Genomic DNA, 22,332 nt, shown 5'->3' on the forward strand with positions numbered 1-22,332 from the left:
TTTATTGATTTTTAATTGATTAATAATTACCTGATTTCTATTTTCGCTCTTCAGCAATTCGTTTTATAGCGAGTTCTACATTACCGTCGAGTTCCTTAGCAAGCTGCATAACCTCCATTTTTTCGGTTTCTTCCGTAGTGTATGCGAGATATTCCTGCATGCTTACTTCTGTAGCATAAACGGCGGAGTGCGTTCCGCCCAATCCAATCCAGACTTCTTTGTACAAGCGTTTGGGGTCGTTGTTCATATTGATAGAAAGGATCTGAGATTTTTCTTTTTCAGTGAGCCCGAGCATCGCCTGGATGTCATGAAATTTATTCATATACTTTCGCTGATCGAGCAGTATTTTACAATCACTATTATTGATAATGGATTCTTTCACAATAGGTGATTGGATGATGTCGTCCACTTCCTGCGTTACTACAATTGCCTCTCCAAAGAACTTTCTGACTGTTTTAAACAAATACTTTATGTACTCAGCCATACCTTCCTTTGCAATTGCCTTCCAAGCTTCTTCAATTAAGATGAGCTTACGGATACCTTTCAACCTTCTCATCTTATTGATGAAAACCTCCATGATGATAATCGTGACAATAGGAAAGAGAATTTTGTGATCCTTTATAGCATCAATCTCAAATACGATAAAGCGTTTAGTCAGCAAGTCAAGTTGTTTGTCTGAGTTAAGCAGATAATCATATTCACCTCCCTTGTAGTAAGGTTCCAGAACATTTAGGAAATTGGCTATGTCAAAGTCTTTTTCCCGAACCTGCTTTTCTTCTAATACTTTGCGGTAGTCTCTCTGTACATATTCGTAAAAACCATTAAAGGATGGATATTCATCATTGATCTTAATACGCTCTATATAACCGCTTACCGCATTAGACAAGGCTACTTCTTCTGCTCTTGTCGGTGGCTCATCATCTCGTTTCCATAAGGTTAGTATCAGGGTTTTGATACTTTCTCTCTTCTCAATATCGAATATGCCATCGTCTGTAAAGAATGGATTGAATGAAATAGGATTATCTTCGGTATAAGTGAAATAAACACCGTCTTCACCTTTGGTTTTTCCATAGATCAGCTCACATAATCCCTGATAGGAATTACCTGTGTCAACCAACAGCACATGTGCCCCCTGTTCATAGTATTGACGAACCATGTGGTTTGTAAAAAAAGATTTTCCCGAACCTGAAGGTCCCAAAATGAATTTGTTTCTGTTCGTGACGATACCTTTTTTCATAGGCAAGTCCGATATATCCAAATGGATTGGCTTTCCCGTTAACCTGTCTGCCATCTTGATACCGAACGGTGATGGTGAACTTTGGTAATTTGTTTCTTCTGTGAAGAAACACAACGCGGGTTCTATGAAGGTGTAGAAACTTTCTTCAGAAGGAAAATCCCCGGCATTGCCCGGCATTCCTGCCCAGTACAAAGTTGCTACATCAGTAGTATTGTGTCTTGGTTTGCATTCCATCAAAGCCAGAGCACTACCGGTATCATTCTTAATCTGTTTTAGTTCGATCGGATCCTCAGACCATGCCAGTACATTGAAATGTGCACGAATGGAAGACAGACCATGTGAATGAGCCTCATTGAGATAGCGTTCTATCCATTCTTTGTTAATCTGGTTGGCACGGCTATACCTTGCCAGTGAATGCATATTCCTTGCAGACTTTTCGAACTTTTGGAGGTTTGCTTCGCTGTTATCTAAGAAAAGGTATTGATTATAGATGTGATTACAACTTAACAGTAGTCCAACGGGAGAAGCGAACGACAACAAACAGTCACTTCGGTCTGTAGATAATTTTTCGTAACGCGTATCAGCAGATACTGTTCCCGGTAGATCATCCGTATCAGATAAGGTATGTAAACATAATCTTTTGTTCCCTATACGAACTTCTTCAGACCCCAAAGCAATGTCCTGTAAAGGCCTTCCCTCATCTCTTGACAAGGTGAGGTACTGTTCCAGCAATCCTTGCTTGCCACTCGTTCCGACGATATCCTCTTCGCTCAGACGTTCCAGTTTTACAAAATCGCTATCATTCACTATCCTTTCAAACTGTGCCACAGCTTCCATAAAGCGATGAATGATTTCCTTATCCCTTATTTCTTTAGGGATAAGCACACCCTTGCAAAGTGAACTAAAGTTGCTTTGCATACGCATACGTTCTTTAGTGGTCTTGGTAAGAAACAAGTAACAATAATGATTCAGAAAAGGACGCTCGTTAAAATGCTGTTGATACGATTTTGCTAAAAAGCTTTGATCTTCTTTTGCAATATCAGGAGCGTAATTTTCTTTGATATACCAATCTTGTTTGTGAACGACTGTAAAATCCGGTAAAGTTTTGATCGCCTTGTGCCATGCGGAATGTATAGCTTCGTATTCTACGGAAGCAACCGTAAACAGTTCGGGCAAATGTACCCGAAAGCAAGCCGTAATGTCTGCATCTTTAGAGATGATGCAGTTGTTTTCCACAGCCAATAATGGGAACTTGCTTTCCAACGTAGTGGCTTTTGCTACATTTCTCATAAGCCGACAGATTTAGAGGTGAATTTTAAATAGCGATGTACGGGTTTCCGGCAGATGATATAACGTGGATGCCTCTTATTGGCACCCACTTTCATTAATCCGTATTCACCATACTTCTGGTTCAGAGAGAATGTCTGCCAGACAATAAGAGAGCCTCCTCCAACTCCAATAAATAGACACACATAAGAACTTACGCCTGCCATATACAGTATCATCACCAGAACAAGCATACCCAGTAAGCCACCTGCAAAAATGAACAGATACTGTGCTTTCAATCCTTTGAACTCGACTGTACGTCCAATGCCTTTATTAATATTGTATTTACTCATAAGGCAAAGGATTAAAGGAAGAATGAACGAAGAATAGTTGCAGCAACGATCAAAAAGATACAAGCTCCAAACCATGATGCCGCAGTCTTGCTTGTATCAGGATCACCACTACTGAATTTATTGTACACTTTAACACCTCCGATTAACCCGACCACGGCACCAATGGCGTAAATAAGTTGTGTGGCGGGATCGAAATAAGAGGTTACCATTTGCGTGGCTTCGTTGATTCCCGCAGAACCGTTTCCCTGTGCAAATACCCCAAATGCTGACAGCAAAGCCGCACCTGTCAGCAGCACTTTTTTTCTTTGTTTTTTCATCTTTAAAACGAATTAATTTGTTACGATTTCCTGCACCTTGCAGGCTTTCGGAACAAATGTGCGACGTAAAACAAAGCACTCTTAAAAAGTGTCGTTCAGTGGAATAACTTGGCTTTCAAAGGCTTTTCGTATGAAAATTGAGTATAAAAAAACGCCAGCCTTTTGATGGCTGACGTTTCGTTCTTTTTACAATATTCTCACATTTTTCTACCCTTTTTCCTTTCTGAATTATAAGGAGTATTCGAGTTCTTATTTTCTTTTTTAATTTTATCTAAATTCTCTTTGATTTTTTGAGGCACATAAATGTCTTCCCATTTTCCTTTTTTTGCTGTAAAACTCATTTGCAATCCTACTTCCATTAACCCATCTTTCAGATCAAATCCGTGTTGCCTATTCCATCCGATAGGATCCAGTTTTAACTCGTTTGGAAATTCTATTACAACAAGATTTTTTGGAATTTCTGTAATATTTTCATAGTCAATTTCGCCCATTTCTCTTGTCTTAGGATTGTAGGGAATAAGATATGTTCCAGAGCTATCATTAAAATAGTCTTCTATGTGTGAAAAAGCAATTCCATTAGAGAGGAAGTCATCTTTTGGTCTAAGTTTATCCATTCTTATATCTACATAGAAAGTGTGTCCTTCAATATCAATGGTGGGCAGCATTCCTTTGTTCACACGCAGGTCATAAGCAACGGGGTCAACCATGATATCATAGTCGTTCCTTTTCTTTATGACATCTAATGATAGCTTATATTTATTCCCCATCCCAATAGGATCTAATACGGAGAATTCGGGAATAGTGACGGTTACTTCGTGATTTCCCCATCCCGATGAAAGTCTATTCTTTTCAACGTCGTAATCAAAACGATATCCATTTCCTAAATATTCCATTTCATCAAACCGAATAATATTCGTTTCATCTTCTTTTTCTCTCAGTTCTAATTTATTCACATCCACAAGAAACACTGTTCCGTGGATATCAAATTCTTTCAGTTCTTTTTCCATACCTTAACGTTTTAAAACACAAAGGAGAGTCTATACAAACTCCCCAATGTCAAAATCATTAATATTATTTTTCCGCAAATTGGAAGAACCAGAGTCCATTTCTTTACCGGGAACACCACTGTCCAACAACGCTGCAATTTTCTGTGCAGCACCCTCCATTGAGTTTTCCAGTAGACTAAAAAGATCGGTTCCCTGTATTTTCTGAACTATTCCCACCGCTGTTTCCTTCTGAGCTGTTTCCAATTTCTCTTTTTGGAGCAACATCCCCACGGTACTTAGTTCTTCAAAGGTAACCCCTGTGGCAAAACCGTTTTCTTCCTCATAAGTTCCATACCCGTTCCATTCTTCTTCCTCTTCCTCCAAATCAGGTTCGGTATTAAAAACTTCATCTAGCTCTTCCTGCGGAATTTCTTTAGCAAACCCTTTTAGGGATCTTTCTTCTTCAAAATTATCAGGTTTTTCCTCTTTATCTTCAAGTTGTCCTTTAGTGGTATTCTTTGGCGGAGAAAGGCGTTCAATCGGCTTGGGTTTTCCCATAATATCTAAAAATTCTCGCTTTTGACTAGGAATTTGCTTCTCCTGTTTTGGATTTCTTTTGATAACCACCTTGTCCTGCAACAGCAGGACAATGACAATTAATAGGGATATAAGAATTGCTGTTTCCATAGCTATAATTTAGGTTTGTCGATTGCGTTATAAATGGCTGTGAGTTCCTCTCCGAAATCCTCAAAATGGTATTTCAGCACATTGTGTAGGTAATCAGTAATAGTCAGTTTACCTCCACCCATCATAAAGACGATAAGCGATAACTTTTCGTGAAACTCTGTACTGATATAGGCTGTTTTGCTATCTCTTGCCTTAACGCCTTTCGACTGAAGAAATTCAGTTTTGTACTGATCTATTCTTAATGTTGCTTTCTTTTTTTGTTTTGTATTTTTCATAATGAAACTATTATATAATAGGTTTATATCTTTCATTGAAATAGTCGGTAATATCATCACCAAATTCCTTGAAATGATGTTCAAGAATACTATCTATATATGAATAAAGAGTAGTTTTATCTTCCCGTGTGAGTTGAACAATGCGGATTAATCTTTCATGATATTCAGGACGGATATAGACTACTTTACCGTTACGCCCTGACGGAAAGCGATTGACTAAAAAGGTTTCTTCATAATCTACTTTTTTGGTAGAAGTCGAACGAGATCGCTCACGTGGTTTGCTTTCTTTTATTTCCTCTTGTGATTTGGGAATTGGTTTGTCAGGGACAGGCTGGTCACCGCTCATGATGTTCATCAGGTATTCCTCATCAACATCCGGTTTCTCAAAGTCTTTTCGTTTGTTATCTGTTGCCATACATCATCGGTTTTACAGGTGAATAATTTTTAAAAATTCCTGCACAAAAGCATCCATGCGGGTGGTTTTCAGCAATTGCGGTTCGGCAGGGAGCAGACTGGAACGGAATACATAATTTCCTGTATCGTCTGTTTCTTTTCGGAAACGCTTGCTGTCCATAATGCGAGTTTCCATAATTGGCAATCCCAACTCCTCTATGACATTTTGATATGCGTCGTACAAACCTGTTTTTTCCCTACCATCTACTTGATTCCAAAACAACCATATTGCCAGATCTTTGTTTCCGGTTTCTGTTTCTGGTAAGTGAAGAAAGGCCTTGGTAAAGCCCAATGTACTTTCTACCACCAGTCGATCTGCCGTAATCGGTGAAAACACAAAATCCATCGTTTTTAAAGTCGATAATACTCCCTTTGTATTTGCAGTTCCAGGAAGGTCGAAAAAGATAATATCCGGCTCTACCTTCGATTTTTCTGTCTGCTCAAATGCGTTTTCCAATGCGTTTTCCGCTTTGCTCTTGACGATGGTGTAGGCCTTCTTATTGATAGTCTGAAACTGCTTCATAGCAGCTTTCTTGTGATAGTCATTTTCCATGACCGTTTTTAAATCCCTCGCACGCATATTGGTTAAACTGTGTTGCGGAAAGTCGCAATCCATTACTAGTACGTTGTAACCTAAACGGTAGTGCAGCACACTAGCCAACAGCGTAGTGATCGTTGATTTGCCTACACCTCCCTTTTGTGTGTAGAAGCTGATTTTTAAAGTTTTCTTTGTCGTTTCCATTATTTAAAAATTTATTGATGCTTTTCTTTAAATCGGTACAGGCAAACAAAAACCTTCATTTGTACCTTTCTTTGTTCTAATATTTCTTTTTTACCTTTTGCGTAATTGCTTGTCGTTTTTCCCTTTTTCATTCACATGAAACCTGATTGTAAAATTTCAATCCGTGAAGTTTTGCAGGTAGAAATATGCTTTACTTCAGTTAAACTTTCTTTTCTGCTTTTCTTATTTACCGCTTTTACGTTTTAGCGTTTTTATATTTTTAAAACTTTATGCTTTTATTTTTTACAGGATTTGCACAGATACATATCTCTTTTTTTACTTTTTTCTTTACTGTTTTTTTCAAAGCTTTCTGTAGAACCTTGAAACAAAGAAAGCGATTAATAGAGGTGGTTTTTAAAGCGTTGTACACTTTGGCTTTTAACGGAATACTTTGGCAGTATTCTATATATCAATAGTTTATAAAATCAACCTTTACTTTGCAAAGGGGGTTTTTCTGACGGTTTGATAGAATGCTATTCCATCAAGAAAGGTAAAATAAGAAGCAGCATGAAGCTGCTTTTTCCACTAAATAGAATCCGTCCCGCAGGGCGGATTTTCTATTCACCAGAATAGAGCAAGTTATGTTTTGAGGCACTCGAAACGTATTTCGTGCCCCAAAACAACTTGCCCTGCCGGGAGCCGAAAAACACCCTCCAAAGTCGGGGTTTTATAAAATTTTAAAATGGATTTGTGATGAATGAGAACAGTAACAACAAACAGAACAAAGGCGGACGTAAGCCAAAGCTAAACCCAAGCACGCACCGCCATGTTTTTCGTCTGAATGACGAAGAGAATGCGAAACTCCTGTCGCTTTTTGAAGCGTCAGGTATAAGCAACAAAGCAAAATTTATTATTTCTCTTTTACTACAACGGGAGATTAAGACGGTTAAAATTGATGTAGCTGCTATGGATTACCATGCACAACTGACCAAATTATACAGCCAGTTTAGAGCAGTTGGTATAAATTATAACCAGATAGTGAAGATACTTTATCGCAATTTTTCAGAGAAGAAAGCCGCTGCTTATCTCTTTAAATTGGAAAAGCAAACCGCAGAAATGGCGACATTATGTCAACAAGTTATCCAATTAACGCAGGAGTTTGAAACAAAATACCTATACAAAAGCGAAGAAAAATGATAGCAAAAATTGGAAAAGGTGCGAACATGATCGGAGCAATTTCTTACAATCTGCTTAAAGTGCACGAGGAAAATGGACATGTTTTGCTCACGAATAAGATACCCGAAGTGCTGAACGACAACTACACTACCGCTTTTCTCAACCGCTATTTCGAGCCTTATTTGCTGGCAAATAACAAAACAGAAAAGCCTGTTCGTCACATTTCGCTGAATCCTGACCCTGCGGATAAGGTTAGTGATGAGCAGTTCAGAAATATAGCGGAGCAATACATGCAAGAAATGGGTTATGGCAATCAGCCGTATGTGGTATTCAAGCATACCGATATTGAACGCACCCATATACATATCGTAACCACCTGCGTGCAACTCAACGGTGCAAAAATACCGGACAGTTATGATCATCCACGTTCAATGGCTGTATGCAGGAAATTGGAACAGCAATATGATTTGAAGCCCGCTACAGAGCAATACCAGTCAAATAGTGACCGAATTTTTAAATCCGTGGATTATACCAAAGGAGATATAAAAAGCCAAATAGCATCCGTTACCCGCCACTTGCCCAAATATTATCAGTACCAAAGTCTAGGAGCTTACAACGCTTTACTTTCTCTTTTTAATATAACTTCCGAAGAAGTTAAAGGTGAATTACACGGTCAACCAAAACAGGGTTTAGTGTATTTTGCTTTAAATGAGTATGGACAAAAGGCAAGTAATCCGTTCAAGTCTTCACTGTTTGGCAAAGAAGCAGGAATGACCCAGCTTGAAAAACACTTTGAAAAATCAAAGGAAAATATGAAAACCAACCCTGCAAAAGAGGTGCTTAAAAATACTATTGAAGCTGGTATGCATACATCCAATAATGAAACAGATTTTAAGAAGCAGCTATTGGAGCAGGGCATTAATACCGTTGTCCGCAGGAATGATGAAGGTCGTATTTATGGAATGACTTTTATAGACCACGAAAGCCGTACCGTATGGAACGGCTCGCAATTGGGTAAAAATCTATCTGCTAATGTATTTAATAAATGGTGGGATGAACAGGCAATAGAAAATAGGAAGCAAACCACAAATGACAATACAACACATTCAAGCCGCTCATCCCAGAATAATACTAAGGAAGAGTCCGAAACACCACACGAGCTTTTTGATTTTCTGAACAAGGAACAACCTGCCTATAATGAGCCTGATCTGATAGAGGGGTTGGGCAGTCTGCTTCCCGATGTACAGGACGAAGATTACGAGGAACAAGAATTTGCCAATAGAATGAAGAAGAAAAGGAAACGAAAAAGAGGTAAATAGAAACATCAAACCAAACAATGCCACCGAACGCCATCGGTTACCGTTTATCCAAAACCAACCCGAACAGACTCTAAATTCACTCTCTGTCATTTTAATCATTACAAATTATGCAAGGAGAAGACGATTTAAGAGGTTTAGCCAAGATTATGGCTTTCATGCGTGCGGTCAGTATCATCATTGTACTGATGCACTTTTACTGGTTCTGCTTTGGTTTCTTTTTGGAGCGTGGCTGGACATTAGAAATAATAGGCAAAATATTAGCCAACTTTAACCGAACGGCGGGGCTTTTTGCTCACAACCTTTACACCAAAATTTTCGCATTGGTATTGCTGGCATTAAGCTGTCTTGGAACCAAAGGTGTAAAGAACGAAAAAATAACATGGACAAAAATAAACACCGCCTTGGTAATTGGTTTTATTCTGTTTTTTCTCAATACACCTTTACTAAAACTGTCTCCCTTTATAGGTACATCTCTCTACATTTTTACTACAGCATTAGGTTACATTTCTTTGATGAAGGCGGGTGTCTGGATTACCAGATTGCTCCGCACGAATTTAATGGATGATGTATTTAATAATGAGAATGAGAGTTTTCAGCAAGAAACCAAACTGATGAAAAACGAATATTCTGTAAACTTACCTACTAAATTTTATTACAAGGGAAAGTGGAATGAAGGCTGGATTAACGTAGTGAATCCTTTCAGGGCAACAATTGTATTAGGCACGCCAGGTTCAGGCAAATCATACGCAGTTGTAAATAATTATATTAGACAGCATATAGAAAAAGGGTTTTCAATGTATATCTATGATTTTAAATTTGACGACCTTTCTACTATTGCATATAACCATTTACTAAAACACCGAGATAAATACAAGGTACAGCCTCAATTTTATGTTATTAATTTTGATGATCCTCGTAAAAGTCATCGTTGCAATCCACTTAACCCGGTTTTTATGACGGATATCTCTGATGCTTATGAAGCTGCTTACACGATTATGTTGAATCTTAATAGAAGCTGGATCCAGAAGCAAGGGGATTTTTTCGTTGAATCACCAATTATTTTGCTGGCAGCAATCATCTGGTTTCTGAAAATCTATGACAGCGGCAAATACTGCACTTTTCCACACGCTATTGAATTACTGAATAAAAAATACTCTGATGTATTCACTATTCTGACGTCTTATCCTGATTTGGAAAATTATTTATCGCCCTTTATGGATGCTTGGCAGGGCGGAGCACAAGACCAACTGCAAGGACAGATTGCTTCTGCTAAAATCCCATTATCAAGAATGATTTCTCCACAATTATATTGGGTAATGACCGGTGACGACTTTTCTCTGGATATCAACAATCCGAAGGAGCCTAAGATTTTATGTGTAGGTAATAATCCAGACCGTCAAAATATTTACTCAGCGGCATTGGGTTTATATAATTCAAGAATTGTGAAACTCATTAATAAAAAAGGACAGTTAAAGAGTTCTGTCATCATCGATGAGTTACCGACAATTTATTTTCGAGGATTGGATAACCTGATTGCAACGGCCAGAAGTAATAAAGTGGCAGTATGTTTAGGCTTTCAAGACTATTCTCAATTAATCCGTGATTATGGAGATAAAGAAGCTAAAGTAATTCAGAACACTGTCGGTAACATTTTTAGTGGTCAGGTAGTGGGAGAAACTGCTAAAAATCTTTCGGAACGTTTCGGGAAAGTGTTGCAAAAACGTCAAAGCTTGACAATTAACAGGAATGATAAATCTACTTCAATATCCACACAGTTAGATAGCTTAATACCTGCATCTAAGATTTCTACACTTACACAAGGAATGTTCGTGGGAGCTGTTTCCGACAATTTTGACGAACGTATTGAACAGAAGATTTTTCATTCTGAAATTGTAGTAGATAACGACAAAGTTGCTGCCGAAACCAAAGCTTTTAAAAAAATACCAGAGATTTTATCTTTTAACGATTCACATGGAGCTGATAATATGAAAGAACAAATTGAAGCTAATTACAAGCAGGTAAAGAAAGATGTTATAGGTATTATTGCAAATGAAATAGATCGAATCAAGAATGATTCTAATTTAACGCACTTACTTAAAGACCTATAGATAAACTACACTTCTCTTAGTAGTGTTAATGCTCACTAAGCTTTTTTTCAACCTTTTAATAATACTGAATAAATAATTATTAGAATCATTGATGCACTATTCTGTTTAGAACAAGCTACAGTAAATAGAGGTATTTACTGTAGCTTTTAAATTTTTATTATATGACTTTGTTCTTTCCCTTTTTAATAGAAAACGGTTTGACATTAGACGAATCTATTTCTTTTGTGATTCCTCATTTTTATGACTGATGGAAATACAAAATCTGTAAAAAATAGAAACTTTTTTATACTGAACACAAAAGAGGTATATTTTAAAATATTTAACAACTTCAATCAGGCAAAAAATTACGATACACAAAGTGATTATTTATAATCCCCTCTTAGATTTCTCGAATTAAAAACAGGGAATAAATCCTCCTTTCCGAGGTATAGTTTAATTTTATTTAAGCTAGCAGCAAGTTCGTCCTTCTGAATGGGTTTCATTAAGTATTCTATACTTACACTATTATTACTAAATGCTCTAAAAGTATATTCATCATAGGCAGTTGTAAATATTATCGGGCATTTAATAATTGACTGATCGAATATGGAAAAACTAACCCCATCAGCCAAACATATATCCATTGTAATTAAATCTGGTGAATTGTTTAAATTTAACCAGGAAACTGCATCCTTAACTGTATCAATTATTTGCAAAATTTCACAGTTAGGTTCCAATTCTTCTAACAATCTTTTTAGGCGACGAGCATTTAAGTCTTCATCTTCTATAATTAAAATTCTCATACTGTTTATAGATAGTGGTGATTAATTAAGTGAAAATTCTATTGGTATTATTGAAAATTAAATAGGACCTATTAAAAATGATTCTGACTTAAAGACATTGCATACAAGACCCTATACACATTTGATCACTAGAAATACTTACATTAATTTGGTGTCATACGTACATGCTAATAACAATTGAACATCTTTGTCGATTTCAATCCCATTAACTTCGCTATATCAGCGTGAATTGTGTGTTGCTTATTCCGCTTTTAATTTATCCACAATGGTTTTGATTTCAGGTATAGCTTCATCCACACCTATATAACCAACGTTTTTGTAACGTATAAAACCATTCTTGTCAATAAAGAATTTAGCAGGAAGTCCAGAAATTTTATAGGCAGCTGAAACAGGGCTTTTTCCAAGAACCTCGTCCTTTAAATCCATGTAAACATCAAATCGGTTTCCCCTTGCAATTAGCATCTTTTTAGCATCATCAGCAGCATTTGGGCTTTTTTCTTGGGTATGAATAAACATAAAAACAACGCTATCATCGTTTTTGTAGTAATCTACGGCCTTCTGCATACCCGGGAAAGAGGCTATGCAAGGCTGGCACCAAGTAGCCCAAAAGTCTAAGATAACGATTTTACCCTTTAGACTTTTTAACGAAACGCTTTTTCCGTTTAAATCTTTAAGTTCAAAATCTGGAGCCAATTGGTTAGTCTCCATTTTTGCTATTTTTGTCAATGTGCTATTATGGTCCACAGTTTCCATAGAATCGAGCAGAAATTCATAGCGTATCTCGTCACCATATTTATTTTGAAATAACTTTCTTGAAGCATCTTTGAATCTATCACTTCTATTTGCCGAAATTTTCAGTAATCTATTAACTTCATTGAAAGCATCCAGCTGTTTATCAGCTTCGATCAGTGCGAAAGGATAAATTTCAGCATCTGCACTTAAAAAATCAGACTTGTCTTCATTATTAGGCTTTAGATACTCCAATGCAGCTTTAAACTCCTTACGTTTATAGAGAATCAAACCGTAGTGAAAGTTGTTTGATCCAGTTTGACCCAAAAAAGGCTTTACAAGTTCTTCAGCATCATTCAGCATCCCAGCTTCGATAAGAGCTCGAGTAACTGTAGATAAACTGCTTGTCTTCCAACTTTTATTATTAATCTTATTCATCCAGTAGTTTGCCTTCTGAGCATCTCCTGCGTGGGCATAAGCTTTAGCGGCTATGTATCGGCCAGCATCTAATATCATGGCATCTCTTGGTTCCGATGCAGACTGCTTTTCCATTTGAACAAGCATTTTTTCAATGCTAATTGGATCTGTTTCAGATTTTATTGCATTATAGAGGTAAGTAGTTGACTGTTCCTCAACAACAATTTGCCCAATTGCTTTTATTGGAGTAGCCATTACTACTAAAAGCAAAATTGTCACGATAATCATACATTTTTTTTCCATTTTCTTTTAATTAGGTTATCTATAGTAATAGACCACTAAAAACACAATTTGGGGGGGCAACTATCATTTTATTAATATCCTTCTATTAGCCTTATTAATTTTTTCTGTATTCATTTGGTGTCATACCTACTTGTTTTTTGAAGAATTTACCAAATGATGTGGCATCAGCATAGTTAAAATGTTCTGCCAATTCTTTAATGGTAATTTTTGAAGATTTAATAAGAGCCTTTGCTTCCGCTATAATATATTCAAAGACCCATTCGTTGACCGTCTTTCCTGTCTGTTGTTTTATGATCGTCGATAAGTATTTGGTCGATAATAATAGCTTTTCGGCATAGAACAATGTGTCTTTTTCATTCTTGTAGTGTTTAAATAAGAGCTGATAGAACTCCCAAACTAGTTTTTCCTTTTTTGTCAGGCCTTCGGTATTTAAATATGTATGGTTTTTTTCAATCAGCGCAAACTCGTACATGCCTGACAATAATGAATGCTGTATGATCTGTCTTCTGAACAAATTATCTTTCCGATTATATTTTTCAAGCAGATTATCATAAAGCTTTAATAATATATTATATTCTTCAATATCGGCTTTAAAATAAGACGTCTGTCTTGCATCGGGATAGAGATATGAAGCATCGAAAGCAGCGACGAACTCAAGAGATATTAACATATATTTCATCATAAAATCACTGCTTATTTCTTCTGGCACATATTGGATGATAGTGCCGGGAGAGAGTGCTATGACGTCTCTTTCAGATAGCGGAACAGATTTTAAGTTGACTTTCATATTACCGTTCCCTTTTATACATATACCAACAAGTAAGGAATTAATCTTTACCGGATGTTCGAGCGTTATTCCAATAATATCTTCACTTGTATCTGATATCGCAAAATCGTTCCTCAGATTATCATCCGCCAAATTCAGGTGTGAAACTTCCAAGGTGTAAATAGTTTTTTGTTTCATCATCACATTATCTTTTAAGACAAATAAACCATTTTTTTCAATTTATCCGTCTATTATTCCAAAAATAGTACCATCTGACTATAAATTAGGAATGTGTGACCTTTTTAATATATGCTGTAGAACGGAACTTTGCAATGTTAAAATATTGAATTAATCGGTATGAAAATTAGAAACTATTTAGCAATCGCCTCTTTTATCCTTTTTCTCATTACAAGCTGTAAGAACAAAGAAAAGGAAATCCAAAATGAACAGCAGATTCCAGTAAAGGCAGTATTGATTGCACTGAATGATATTGACGGACAGAGAAAGTATATCGGTTCCGTCGAAGAGTCTGCGCAGACCCAGCTAAGTTTTCAGGTTGCTGGAAATGTAAAGCAGATACTTGTTTCCGAAGGAAGTAAGGTCAATGCAGGTCAACTCTTAGCAACTTTGGATAAAGGCCGTTACCAAAAGGCTTATGAGGTAGCAAAGTCCCAGAAAAAGCAAGCTAAGGATGCCTATCAGAGACTTAAGATTATTTATGATAACAAGAGTTTACCTGAGATCAAGATTATTGAAGCTCAATCTATTCTTGAACAGGCAGAAGCTGCAGAGTCTCTTGCTCTAAAGGATGTAGAAGACTGTAACCTCTATGCCCCTTACAGTGGAGTAATCGGGACCAAGGGTATTGATCTGGGTGCAAATGTAGCTGCTGGTATGCCGGTTTTTACAGTACTTAAAGTAGAAAAAATACGGGTTAAAGTTTCTGTTCCCGAGAATGATATAAAAGAGTTGAAAATCGGTGATGATGCAAATATCTACTTAAAGACACTGGATAAGACTTATACCGGAAAAATTATCGAGAAGGGAGTTGTGGCCAATCCATATTCCAGAGCATATACGGTTAAGGTAGATATTCTAAATGGCAGCGACGAACTGCTTCCGGGGATGGACTGTAACATTACATTTAAATCGGATAACTTGACAGGCTATTCACTTCCAATTTCTGTAATTCAAATTTCTGCAAGGAATGAACGGTATGTGTGGAAGGTCAGTAAAGACAATACTGTGTCAAAACAAACAGTGAAAATAGGAGAACTGACTTCAGATGGCGTGGTTGTCTTAGAAGGTATTGGAGAAGGAGACCGGATTGTTACCGAAGGTTTTCAAAAAATCTTTGAAGGATCTAAAGTTATCGTTAACTAAAAACTTGAACTATAAGAAATGGCAAATAATATTAAAGCAGTAGCATGGGCTATGCGTTACCATAAAGTTGTCTTTTTAGTAACGGCGTTACTTCTACTAGCGGGAATTGGTGGGCTTCTCTATATGCCCAAACAGGAATATCCAACTGTAAATATAAATCAGGGGATTATTGCGGGAATATACCCCGGAGCTAATTCAGAACAGGTCGCAAAACAACTGACCAAACCTTTGGAAGAACATCTTTTCAAATATAAAGAAGTAAAAAGAAAGGCTACCTATTCACAGTCTAAAGACGGTATTGTTTACGTTTACATTACCTTGAATGATTATGTAAAAAACAAGGATGAGGTATGGGCAAAAATAAGACACGGCTTAAATGAACTTAAACAGGAACTGCCTCCCGAGGTATTGGCGCTGGTAGTAGATTCAGAGTTCGGTGAAACTTCAGCTTTACTGTTTTCAGTCGAGTCCGAAAGTAAAACTTACCGACAGCTTGAAGGCTATTTGGAGAAAATAGAATCGAGACTAAGACAGGTACCCGAAGTTTCAAAGTTGACAAAATCAGGAGAGCAGAAAGAAAGGATAGCCATCTATCTAGATAAAGGAAAAATGGCAAAAAATGGCATTCAGGTTCAGGAAATCGGAGAAGTACTCTATACACAAGGACTGAAAGGGTATGCAGGTGATATAGATAACGGAGATATGTCAGTCCCAATCTATCTAAATACTGCGAATCAGACCGAACAGAACATTGCCAATCAAATTATCAGGGGTGATGGACAAACGGATATACTTCGGTTAAAGGATGTAGCGAATATTGTGAGAGAATATCCTACACCAGATAATTTTATCAAGAATAACGGAAAAAAGTGCTTGTTGATGTCTGTCGAAATGCAGACAGGGAATGATATTACCCGTTTCGGAAAGGAATTAAACTCCATCCTTTTAGAGGAAGGAGCCAAACTTCCTTCCGATGTTAAAATCAGTACCATTGTCGATCAATCAAAAGTTGTACAAAAATCAGTCGATGAGTTTCTGATCGAGATGCTTATAGCCATAATCTCGGTTGTACTTGTTACTGTATTTTTTATGCCCGTACGTGTTGCAGCAGTAGCAGCTACTTCTATTCCCATTACGATTTTTATCTCATTGGGAATTATGTATGCAGCAGGTTTCGAATTAAATGTTGTTACGTTTGCAGCACTCATAGTTGTACTCGGTCTTATCGTAGATGACTGTATCGTTATAGTAGATAGCTACATTGAGCATCTTGATGAGGGCATGTCCCGCTGGCATGCATCAATTGCAGGTGCGGGAGAGTATTTCAAATCTCTGGTTTCTGCAACACTTATCATTAGCGTTACGTTCTTCCCCTTTCTTATCACACTGAAAGGACCGAATAAAGACTTTATGTTTTCTTACCCGTGGACGCTTACAATCACACTCTTTGTTTCTCTTGCAGTAGCCTTGTTTATCATTCCTTTTATGCAGTATATCCTGATAAAAAAAGGTTTGCATAAAGATAAGGAAGACACCAAGAAAAGTTTTCTTGACCGAATTCAGTCAGGTTATGATAAGCTTCTTCCGGTATTCTTTAAACGTCCGGTATTAACCCTATCTATCTTAATTACTTCTGTGGTGTTGGCTATGTTAATGCTGGGAAATGCCAAGATGAGAATGATGCCTATTGCTGAACGTGATCTATTTGCAGTAGAAATTTATCTTCCACAGGGCAATTCTTTGGTTCAAACCGAAAAAGTGGCTGACAGTCTGGAAAAAGTCTTGAAAAAAGATGATAGGGTACTATCCATTACTTCTTTTATCGGAGCAAGCTCCCCTCGTTTCCATTCAGGTTATTCACCCAATATGCCTTCGAAAAACTACGCTCAATTTATTGTTAACACCAAATCAAATAAAGCTACAGAAGAAATACTGAATGAATATGCAGACAAATATGCCTTTCATTTCCCGAGAGCTTATGTTTTCTTTAAGCAGCTAGATAATGAGGTAGTACGCTATCCTATAGAAGTAAGATTGACAGGTGCCGATGAAACCACATTGAAATCCATGTCTAAAGAGCTGATCCGTGATTTATCTAAAATGGATGAATTCCTTTGGGTACATAACGATGCAGAAAATCCATCGTCGTCGGTACAGATAAATATAGACCAACAACTTGCTAATCGTCAGGGAATCTCTAACAATTCTGTGGCACAGGAACTTGGTGTGATTAATAAAGGCTTTGATATAACAAATGTTTGGGAGGATGACTACAAGATGAATATCACGTTGAGAGGTGAAGTAGACAGCCTAAGGCAACTTAATCGTTTAGGTGATATATATGTGCCAAACATGGCTGGTGTATCTGTACCGTTGAATCAAGTTGCCGAAGTTTCGCCTGCTTGGAGAGATGGACAGATAAACACACGCAATGGCATTTATACGATGTCTGTACTTGCCGATCTTAAGCGAAATGTAAATCCAAATGATATATTTCCTAAGGTAAGTACCTTGGTAGATTCCCTTCTTAAAAAAGATGACTATAAGAATGTTGAAGTTAAATATGGTGGTGTTTCAGAATCAAATGAAGAGTCAGTTCCGCAAACGCTTATTGCTCTGTTGATAGCCATATTCATCATCTATTTTGTACTTGTTTTTCACTACAAGAAAATCAGTCTGGCCAACCTGACGCTGGCATCAACCGTACTCTGTTTTTTCGGTGCCGCATTTGGAATATGGGTAACCGGATTTGAATTCGGAATGACTTCAGTTCTGGGATTCGTATGTCTAATCGGTATTGTAATGAGGAATGGTATTATCCTTTTTGACTATGCTGATAAGCTTAGAAAAAACGAGAAAATGACAGTAAAAGAAGCTGCATTGGAAGCTGGAAAAAGAAGGATGAGGCCAATTGTATTGACTTCGGTAGCCGCTTCAGTTGGTGTAATTACGATGTTGGTTGTTGGAAGCCCTCTCTGGGGACCAATGGCAGCTATCATCTGTTTCGGAGCACTATTCTCCATGGTCTTTATATTAACAATCCTGCCTGTTTCTTATTGGCTCGTTTACAGAAAACAGGATACTAAAATCGTAAAATAATGAAATCTCTTCACTATATATTTTTTGCCCTTCTTTTTTTGGCTACAAGTGCTGCTTCAGCACAGACTACATATACGCTGGAACAGTGCAAAGAACTCACGTTAAAGAATAACAATGCGCTAAAAGCTGATCGTTTGTCTATGGAGGAAGCATCTTTAACTAAAAAGGAAGCTTTTACCAATTATTTTCCAAAAGTAAGTGCCTTCGGATTAGGTTATCATCTTAAAGAAGGAATGATTGGCAAAGAATCCGCAGAAATGATAAACATGCTTGGTTCAAGTTTTCCGGGAATGCCCAATGTAAGGGACAGGAAAAATGGCTATATGCTAGGTATATCTTTAGAACAGCCCGTTTTTACAGGAGGACAGATTTATTATGGAAATAAATTAGCAGAGTTAGGCGAAGATGTCAGTAAATATCAGACTCAGGAAGCTGAAAAGAATTTACTAGTAAACGTAGAACAATACTATTGGACATTAGTATCCCTATATGAGAAACGCAAAACTATTGATGTAATGAAAAATCTAGCTGATAATCTTTTCAGCGACGTTAAAGTTGCTGTAGATGCAGGCGTTACAAATAGAAACGATTTATTGCAGGTACAGTTGAAACAGAACGAGATAAAGACAGCTAGTGTAGAACTAGAAAACGGTATCAGTTTATTAAAAATTCAGCTTGCACAGTTAATGAATGTAGATGGTGGTCAATTCGAAATAGAAACCAAGGATCAAGAGTATATTTCCAATCCCGTTACTCTCCTTGTGGATCATAACCAGGCCGTAACAAATACGAATATGCACAAGCTCCTAAGTAAAAACATTGAAGCTAAACAACTGGAAAAGAAAATAGAACGTGGTAAATTGCTTCCATACTTTGGTGTTGGAGCTGGATATTACCAATACAATGATATTTTTAAAAATAGAAATCCGTCTACTATGGTTCATGCAACTTTAACCCTTCCCATTTCAGACTGGTGGGGCGGTTCTTACAATCTCCGTAAAAAGCAAACTCAGATAGACAGGGCAGAATACGAGAAAAAAGATACTGATCAAAAGCTATTTGTGATGTTCCAAAGTTATTGGAACAAATTAAATGAAAATTACAATAAGTTACTATTGGCCAAACAGGCCATTGAGACAGCTGAGGAAAATGTGCGAATAAATAAAGACCAATATCAGAATGGGCTAAGCATATTAAGCGATCTTATTGATGCCCAGTCACTATTACAACAGAGCAGAGATCAGTACACAGAAGCATACACGGGATTTCTAGTTGCTAGATACCTCTATCTTAGAGAAACCGGAAGATAAATTATACAACAATGGATAAAAGCAATTTTAAAAAGACACTTGGTTTTATATTCTTTGGCATCACGCTCATATGCTGGGTTGGTGCACCCATAATACCATTTACTGATATCCCTAATAAGGCAATTGTGACAACAACGGTGGTTATTGTCGGCGAGGTATTTTTTGTATCAGCTATTGCACTTCTTGGAAAAGAATATTGGGGTAAAATCAAGCAGTGGTTCAAGAACTTATTCAGTAAGAACACCAAAGAAAACTAGGTATATTAATAAATTTTAAATGGTTCACTAATCAATAAAAATGAAAACATGCAAAAGAGCGTAAATTTTACAGTAATATTTTTGACAGCATTTCTATTTCTTATCTGCTCAGCTTATGGGCAGAATAAGGAAGATAAATTTACAGGAAAGTGGCTTTCAAAAGATAAAATGATAGTCGAAGTCTACAAAGTAGGAAAAGGTTTTAATATCAAACAATTAGAAGCTCCCAAACAGAAAGAAAAGTTAAATAATGGAAAAGTAGTGGCTAAGAACATACTTGAAACATCAAAAGGTGAATATAAAGGAACTTCAATTGACCTAAACGACGATAAAGAATATCAAAGTATGTGGATTATCAGTGATGGTGATGGAAAGAGTTTGACATTTAAGCTTAAATGGGGATTTATTTGGCATAGTGAAATTTGGACGAAATTATAGACTTAGTAATATAAATTTTAAATGTCAAATGATTGTATGTAATAATTTAAATCATTGGGAAAATGATCCCATCTAATAATAGGTGTTGTATAATAATTGCTTTTTTGTTTTTTTTTAGCAACTACGTATTTTCTCAAGACACCATAAGTAACAGCTATAGAGATAAAATAGAGATTACTACTTCATTTGGACTCAGCATCCCGCGTTCAGATTTTATGAAGCATAGTAATATTGGTATAAGAACGATGACTGGCTTCCAATATCGGTACAACAAGAGTATATTCTTCAGAGCCGTATATGAGATATCACTTTACAGTTTTACAAATAGTAGATCAGTCGATGGATTTTCCGTTATAAACAAGGGGAATCGCTCTTTAATCGGTGCGTTCGTAGATATCGGATCAAATACAGTTATTGGTGACAGAATTGAAATTGGGGGTTTTACTGGGTTTGGTTTATTATGGCTCACAAGCCCTTTTACCGAGGTTCAGGGAAGTGTTGCCAGTATCAATACGCGCTCGGAAACAAAAGCTTACGAGACTTATAGATTGGGTGGTTTTGCATCATATCGTGTTAATAAAAAATTTGCATTGTATATCGAATTACAGCATTTCAATGCTCTACGGCGTTCTCATGTCTTTGACAGTAAGCTTGGTGGTACCAATATCGCTTTAGGTTTTCGAACGAATTTGAGCAATCAAAAAAGATGACGGAACGTCAGTAAAAGCTCTTAGTAACAAAAAATAAAAGATTATGGATAAAGTAAATTCTAAAAAAATAAAGATCAACTGTTCTGTGGAGCAGGTTGTAGATATTTTTTTTCAGCTACATAACGAGCTCTATTTTGAGGGTAAGCCGTTAATCGGTGGCAATCCTGAAGACTTGGCAAGAATAATTACGAACTCTTTCCTAGACAGTGAAGGCAAAGCGCTAGATCCCTCGTGGGTTAAAACAATGTTAGTTCCACCGACACCTAGCAGGGAGTATAAGGTATTTATAATGTAATTCCTAAGTCAGATAAAGTCTCAAAAATTACGGACTAGAGACACTAATAATGTCGAATAATTATAATCTATAAGTAGGAAGGGGAATTGAATAATGATAGTAAATAATAAAATTGGGATTACACTTTCAGGAGGTGGGTTTAGAGGAATAGCTCACCTTGGTGTTCTCCAATGTATGGAAGAGTTAGGAATCTCATTTGATGCTATTTCAGGTGCAAGCGCAGGTGCACTTATTGGTGCCTTTATTGCGGAAGGCTACAGTCCTGCAGAGATTTTCAAATTTGCAAAAACAGAAAAGTTTTTCAATTACACAGATTTATTTCGAGGTAATGGAGGAATGTTCAGTCCAGATATATTTGAAAGGATTATTACCAAATATATCCCTCATAACAGTTTTGAGCAGCTCAAAGTCCCATTATATGTTTCTGTTACTGATTTGAGTAATGCTCGGTCGTTGGTGTTCAATCAGGGCTGCCTAAGTTTGGCAATTAAATCTTCATGTTGTTTCCCTATGGTCTTTGTCCCCGTCAATTATCATAATGATACTATATTATGCGATGGAGGTATACTAAATAATTTTCCTGTTGAACACATAAATGCAACATGCGGAAAGAGTGTTGGAGTGGATGTAAATTCTATTGAGATTGCAAGGGGACATATGGGATATGGTGAAATCATGGACCGCATTATCCGAATAATTACTTCAAAAATAGATAAAGAAGGAGCAAATTACTGCGACGTCTTTATACAGCCGGGAGAACTTCGAAAGTTTTCAACTTTCGACACAAAACATATGGATGAAATATATCAAATAGGATATGAACATGCTAAAAAATTTGAAGATGATTTGCTGTCTTTAAGACAGGATAATAACTGTTGAGTATAAAACATTAGTAGACTATTGCCTATTGGATAAATATCATATTAAGTTTCATAACTCAAAAAT

General features: G+C 36.8%; 22 protein-coding genes. 11 read left to right on the top strand and 11 right to left on the bottom strand.

Annotated elements, in window-relative coordinates:
* Window positions 1–37: 37 nt before the first annotated feature.
* From QWY99_RS15935 to QWY99_RS15970, 8 genes are all read right to left on the bottom strand, one after another.
* Window positions 38–2,527, bottom strand: a complete 2,490-nt coding sequence (locus QWY99_RS15935; protein ID WP_058699757.1) for a TraG family conjugative transposon ATPase — start codon at window positions 2,525–2,527, stop codon at window positions 38–40.
* Complete coding sequence (locus QWY99_RS15940) at window positions 2,524–2,856, bottom strand: DUF4133 domain-containing protein (protein ID WP_058699758.1); 333 nt, start codon at window positions 2,854–2,856, stop codon at window positions 2,524–2,526. Before QWY99_RS15940 ends, QWY99_RS15935 begins: the two co-directional genes overlap by 4 nt.
* An 11-nt stretch (window positions 2,857–2,867) precedes the next feature.
* Window positions 2,868–3,173 carry a DUF4134 domain-containing protein gene (locus QWY99_RS15945; RefSeq protein ID WP_058699759.1) on the bottom strand — a complete coding sequence of 102 codons (306 nt, stop codon included), beginning with the start codon at window positions 3,171–3,173 and terminating at the stop codon, window positions 2,868–2,870.
* A gap of 197 nt (window positions 3,174–3,370) precedes the next feature.
* Complete coding sequence (locus QWY99_RS15950) at window positions 3,371–4,180, bottom strand: hypothetical protein (RefSeq protein WP_058699760.1); 810 nt, start codon at window positions 4,178–4,180, stop codon at window positions 3,371–3,373.
* Between the two features lie 30 nt (window positions 4,181–4,210).
* A complete protein-coding gene (locus QWY99_RS15955) occupies window positions 4,211–4,846 on the bottom strand; it encodes a hypothetical protein (protein ID WP_058699761.1) in 636 nt (211 codons plus the stop codon).
* Between the two features lie 2 nt (window positions 4,847–4,848).
* Complete coding sequence (locus QWY99_RS15960) at window positions 4,849–5,121, bottom strand: DUF3408 domain-containing protein (protein ID WP_176221477.1); 273 nt, start codon at window positions 5,119–5,121, stop codon at window positions 4,849–4,851.
* A 10-nt stretch (window positions 5,122–5,131) separates the two neighbouring features.
* Entirely contained in the window at window positions 5,132–5,536 is a 405-nt protein-coding gene (locus QWY99_RS15965; RefSeq protein WP_058699762.1) for a DUF3408 domain-containing protein, read from the bottom strand.
* A 12-nt stretch (window positions 5,537–5,548) separates the two neighbouring features.
* Entirely contained in the window at window positions 5,549–6,316 is a 768-nt protein-coding gene (locus QWY99_RS15970; protein WP_058699763.1) for a ParA family protein, read from the bottom strand.
* A 732-nt stretch (window positions 6,317–7,048) separates the two neighbouring features.
* Between QWY99_RS15970 and mobA the strand changes: the two genes are divergently transcribed.
* The 3 genes from mobA (at window position 7,049) to mobC (ending at window position 10,898) form a co-directional block, all read left to right on the top strand.
* Window positions 7,049–7,492, top strand: a complete 444-nt coding sequence (gene mobA, locus QWY99_RS15975) for a conjugal transfer protein MobA (protein WP_058699764.1) — start codon at window positions 7,049–7,051, stop codon at window positions 7,490–7,492.
* On the top strand, window positions 7,489–8,790 hold the full coding sequence (mobB, locus tag QWY99_RS15980) for a conjugal transfer protein MobB (RefSeq protein WP_058699765.1): 1,302 nt from the start codon (window positions 7,489–7,491) through the stop codon (window positions 8,788–8,790). The genes mobA and mobB overlap by 4 nt, the downstream gene beginning before the upstream one ends.
* A 107-nt stretch (window positions 8,791–8,897) precedes the next feature.
* Window positions 8,898–10,898: a conjugal transfer protein MobC gene (gene mobC, locus QWY99_RS15985; RefSeq protein WP_058699766.1), complete on the top strand. Its 2,001-nt coding sequence runs from the start codon at window positions 8,898–8,900 to the stop codon at window positions 10,896–10,898.
* Between the two features lie 362 nt (window positions 10,899–11,260).
* Here mobC and QWY99_RS15990 read toward each other — a convergent pair whose 3' ends face one another.
* From QWY99_RS15990 to QWY99_RS16000, 3 genes are all read right to left on the bottom strand, one after another.
* The gene (locus QWY99_RS15990) at window positions 11,261–11,680 is read right to left on the bottom strand and encodes a LytR/AlgR family response regulator transcription factor (RefSeq protein ID WP_058699767.1); all 420 of its coding nucleotides are present in this window, start codon (window positions 11,678–11,680) and stop codon (window positions 11,261–11,263) included.
* A gap of 240 nt (window positions 11,681–11,920) precedes the next feature.
* Entirely contained in the window at window positions 11,921–13,114 is a 1,194-nt protein-coding gene (locus tag QWY99_RS15995; RefSeq protein WP_290266595.1) for a TlpA family protein disulfide reductase, read from the bottom strand.
* A gap of 109 nt (window positions 13,115–13,223) precedes the next feature.
* Window positions 13,224–14,096, bottom strand: coding sequence for a helix-turn-helix domain-containing protein (locus tag QWY99_RS16000; RefSeq protein ID WP_290266597.1), 873 nt, complete (start codon window positions 14,094–14,096; stop codon window positions 13,224–13,226).
* 156 nt (window positions 14,097–14,252) lie between these two features.
* Here QWY99_RS16000 and QWY99_RS16005 point away from each other — a divergent pair, with 156 nt between their 5' ends.
* The 8 genes from QWY99_RS16005 (at window position 14,253) to QWY99_RS16040 (ending at window position 22,266) form a co-directional block, all read left to right on the top strand.
* Window positions 14,253–15,278 (top strand): efflux RND transporter periplasmic adaptor subunit, encoded by a 1,026-nt coding sequence (locus QWY99_RS16005; RefSeq protein ID WP_058699770.1) that lies wholly within the window; start codon window positions 14,253–14,255, stop codon window positions 15,276–15,278.
* A gap of 18 nt (window positions 15,279–15,296) precedes the next feature.
* Window positions 15,297–18,377 (top strand): efflux RND transporter permease subunit, encoded by a 3,081-nt coding sequence (locus QWY99_RS16010; RefSeq protein WP_058699771.1) that lies wholly within the window; start codon window positions 15,297–15,299, stop codon window positions 18,375–18,377.
* The gene (locus QWY99_RS16015) at window positions 18,377–19,687 is read left to right on the top strand and encodes a TolC family protein (protein WP_058699772.1); all 1,311 of its coding nucleotides are present in this window, start codon (window positions 18,377–18,379) and stop codon (window positions 19,685–19,687) included. Before QWY99_RS16010 ends, QWY99_RS16015 begins: the two co-directional genes overlap by 1 nt.
* Before the next feature lie 11 nt (window positions 19,688–19,698).
* A complete protein-coding gene (locus QWY99_RS16020; protein WP_058699773.1) occupies window positions 19,699–19,944 on the top strand; it encodes a transporter suffix domain-containing protein in 246 nt (81 codons plus the stop codon).
* Between the two features lie 48 nt (window positions 19,945–19,992).
* On the top strand, window positions 19,993–20,382 hold the full coding sequence (locus QWY99_RS16025; RefSeq protein ID WP_058699774.1) for a DUF2147 domain-containing protein: 390 nt from the start codon (window positions 19,993–19,995) through the stop codon (window positions 20,380–20,382).
* A gap of 104 nt (window positions 20,383–20,486) precedes the next feature.
* A complete protein-coding gene (locus tag QWY99_RS16030) occupies window positions 20,487–21,092 on the top strand; it encodes a hypothetical protein (protein ID WP_131828806.1) in 606 nt (201 codons plus the stop codon).
* A gap of 43 nt (window positions 21,093–21,135) precedes the next feature.
* A complete protein-coding gene (locus QWY99_RS16035) occupies window positions 21,136–21,387 on the top strand; it encodes a hypothetical protein (protein ID WP_058699776.1) in 252 nt (83 codons plus the stop codon).
* 93 nt (window positions 21,388–21,480) lie between these two features.
* Window positions 21,481–22,266, top strand: a complete 786-nt coding sequence (locus QWY99_RS16040) for a patatin-like phospholipase family protein (RefSeq protein WP_058699777.1) — start codon at window positions 21,481–21,483, stop codon at window positions 22,264–22,266.
* The last annotated feature ends 66 nt before the right edge of the window (window positions 22,267–22,332 follow it).

This window comes from Flavobacterium branchiarum, assembly GCF_030409845.1.
GTDB lineage: Bacteria > Bacteroidota > Bacteroidia > Flavobacteriales > Flavobacteriaceae > Flavobacterium > Flavobacterium branchiarum.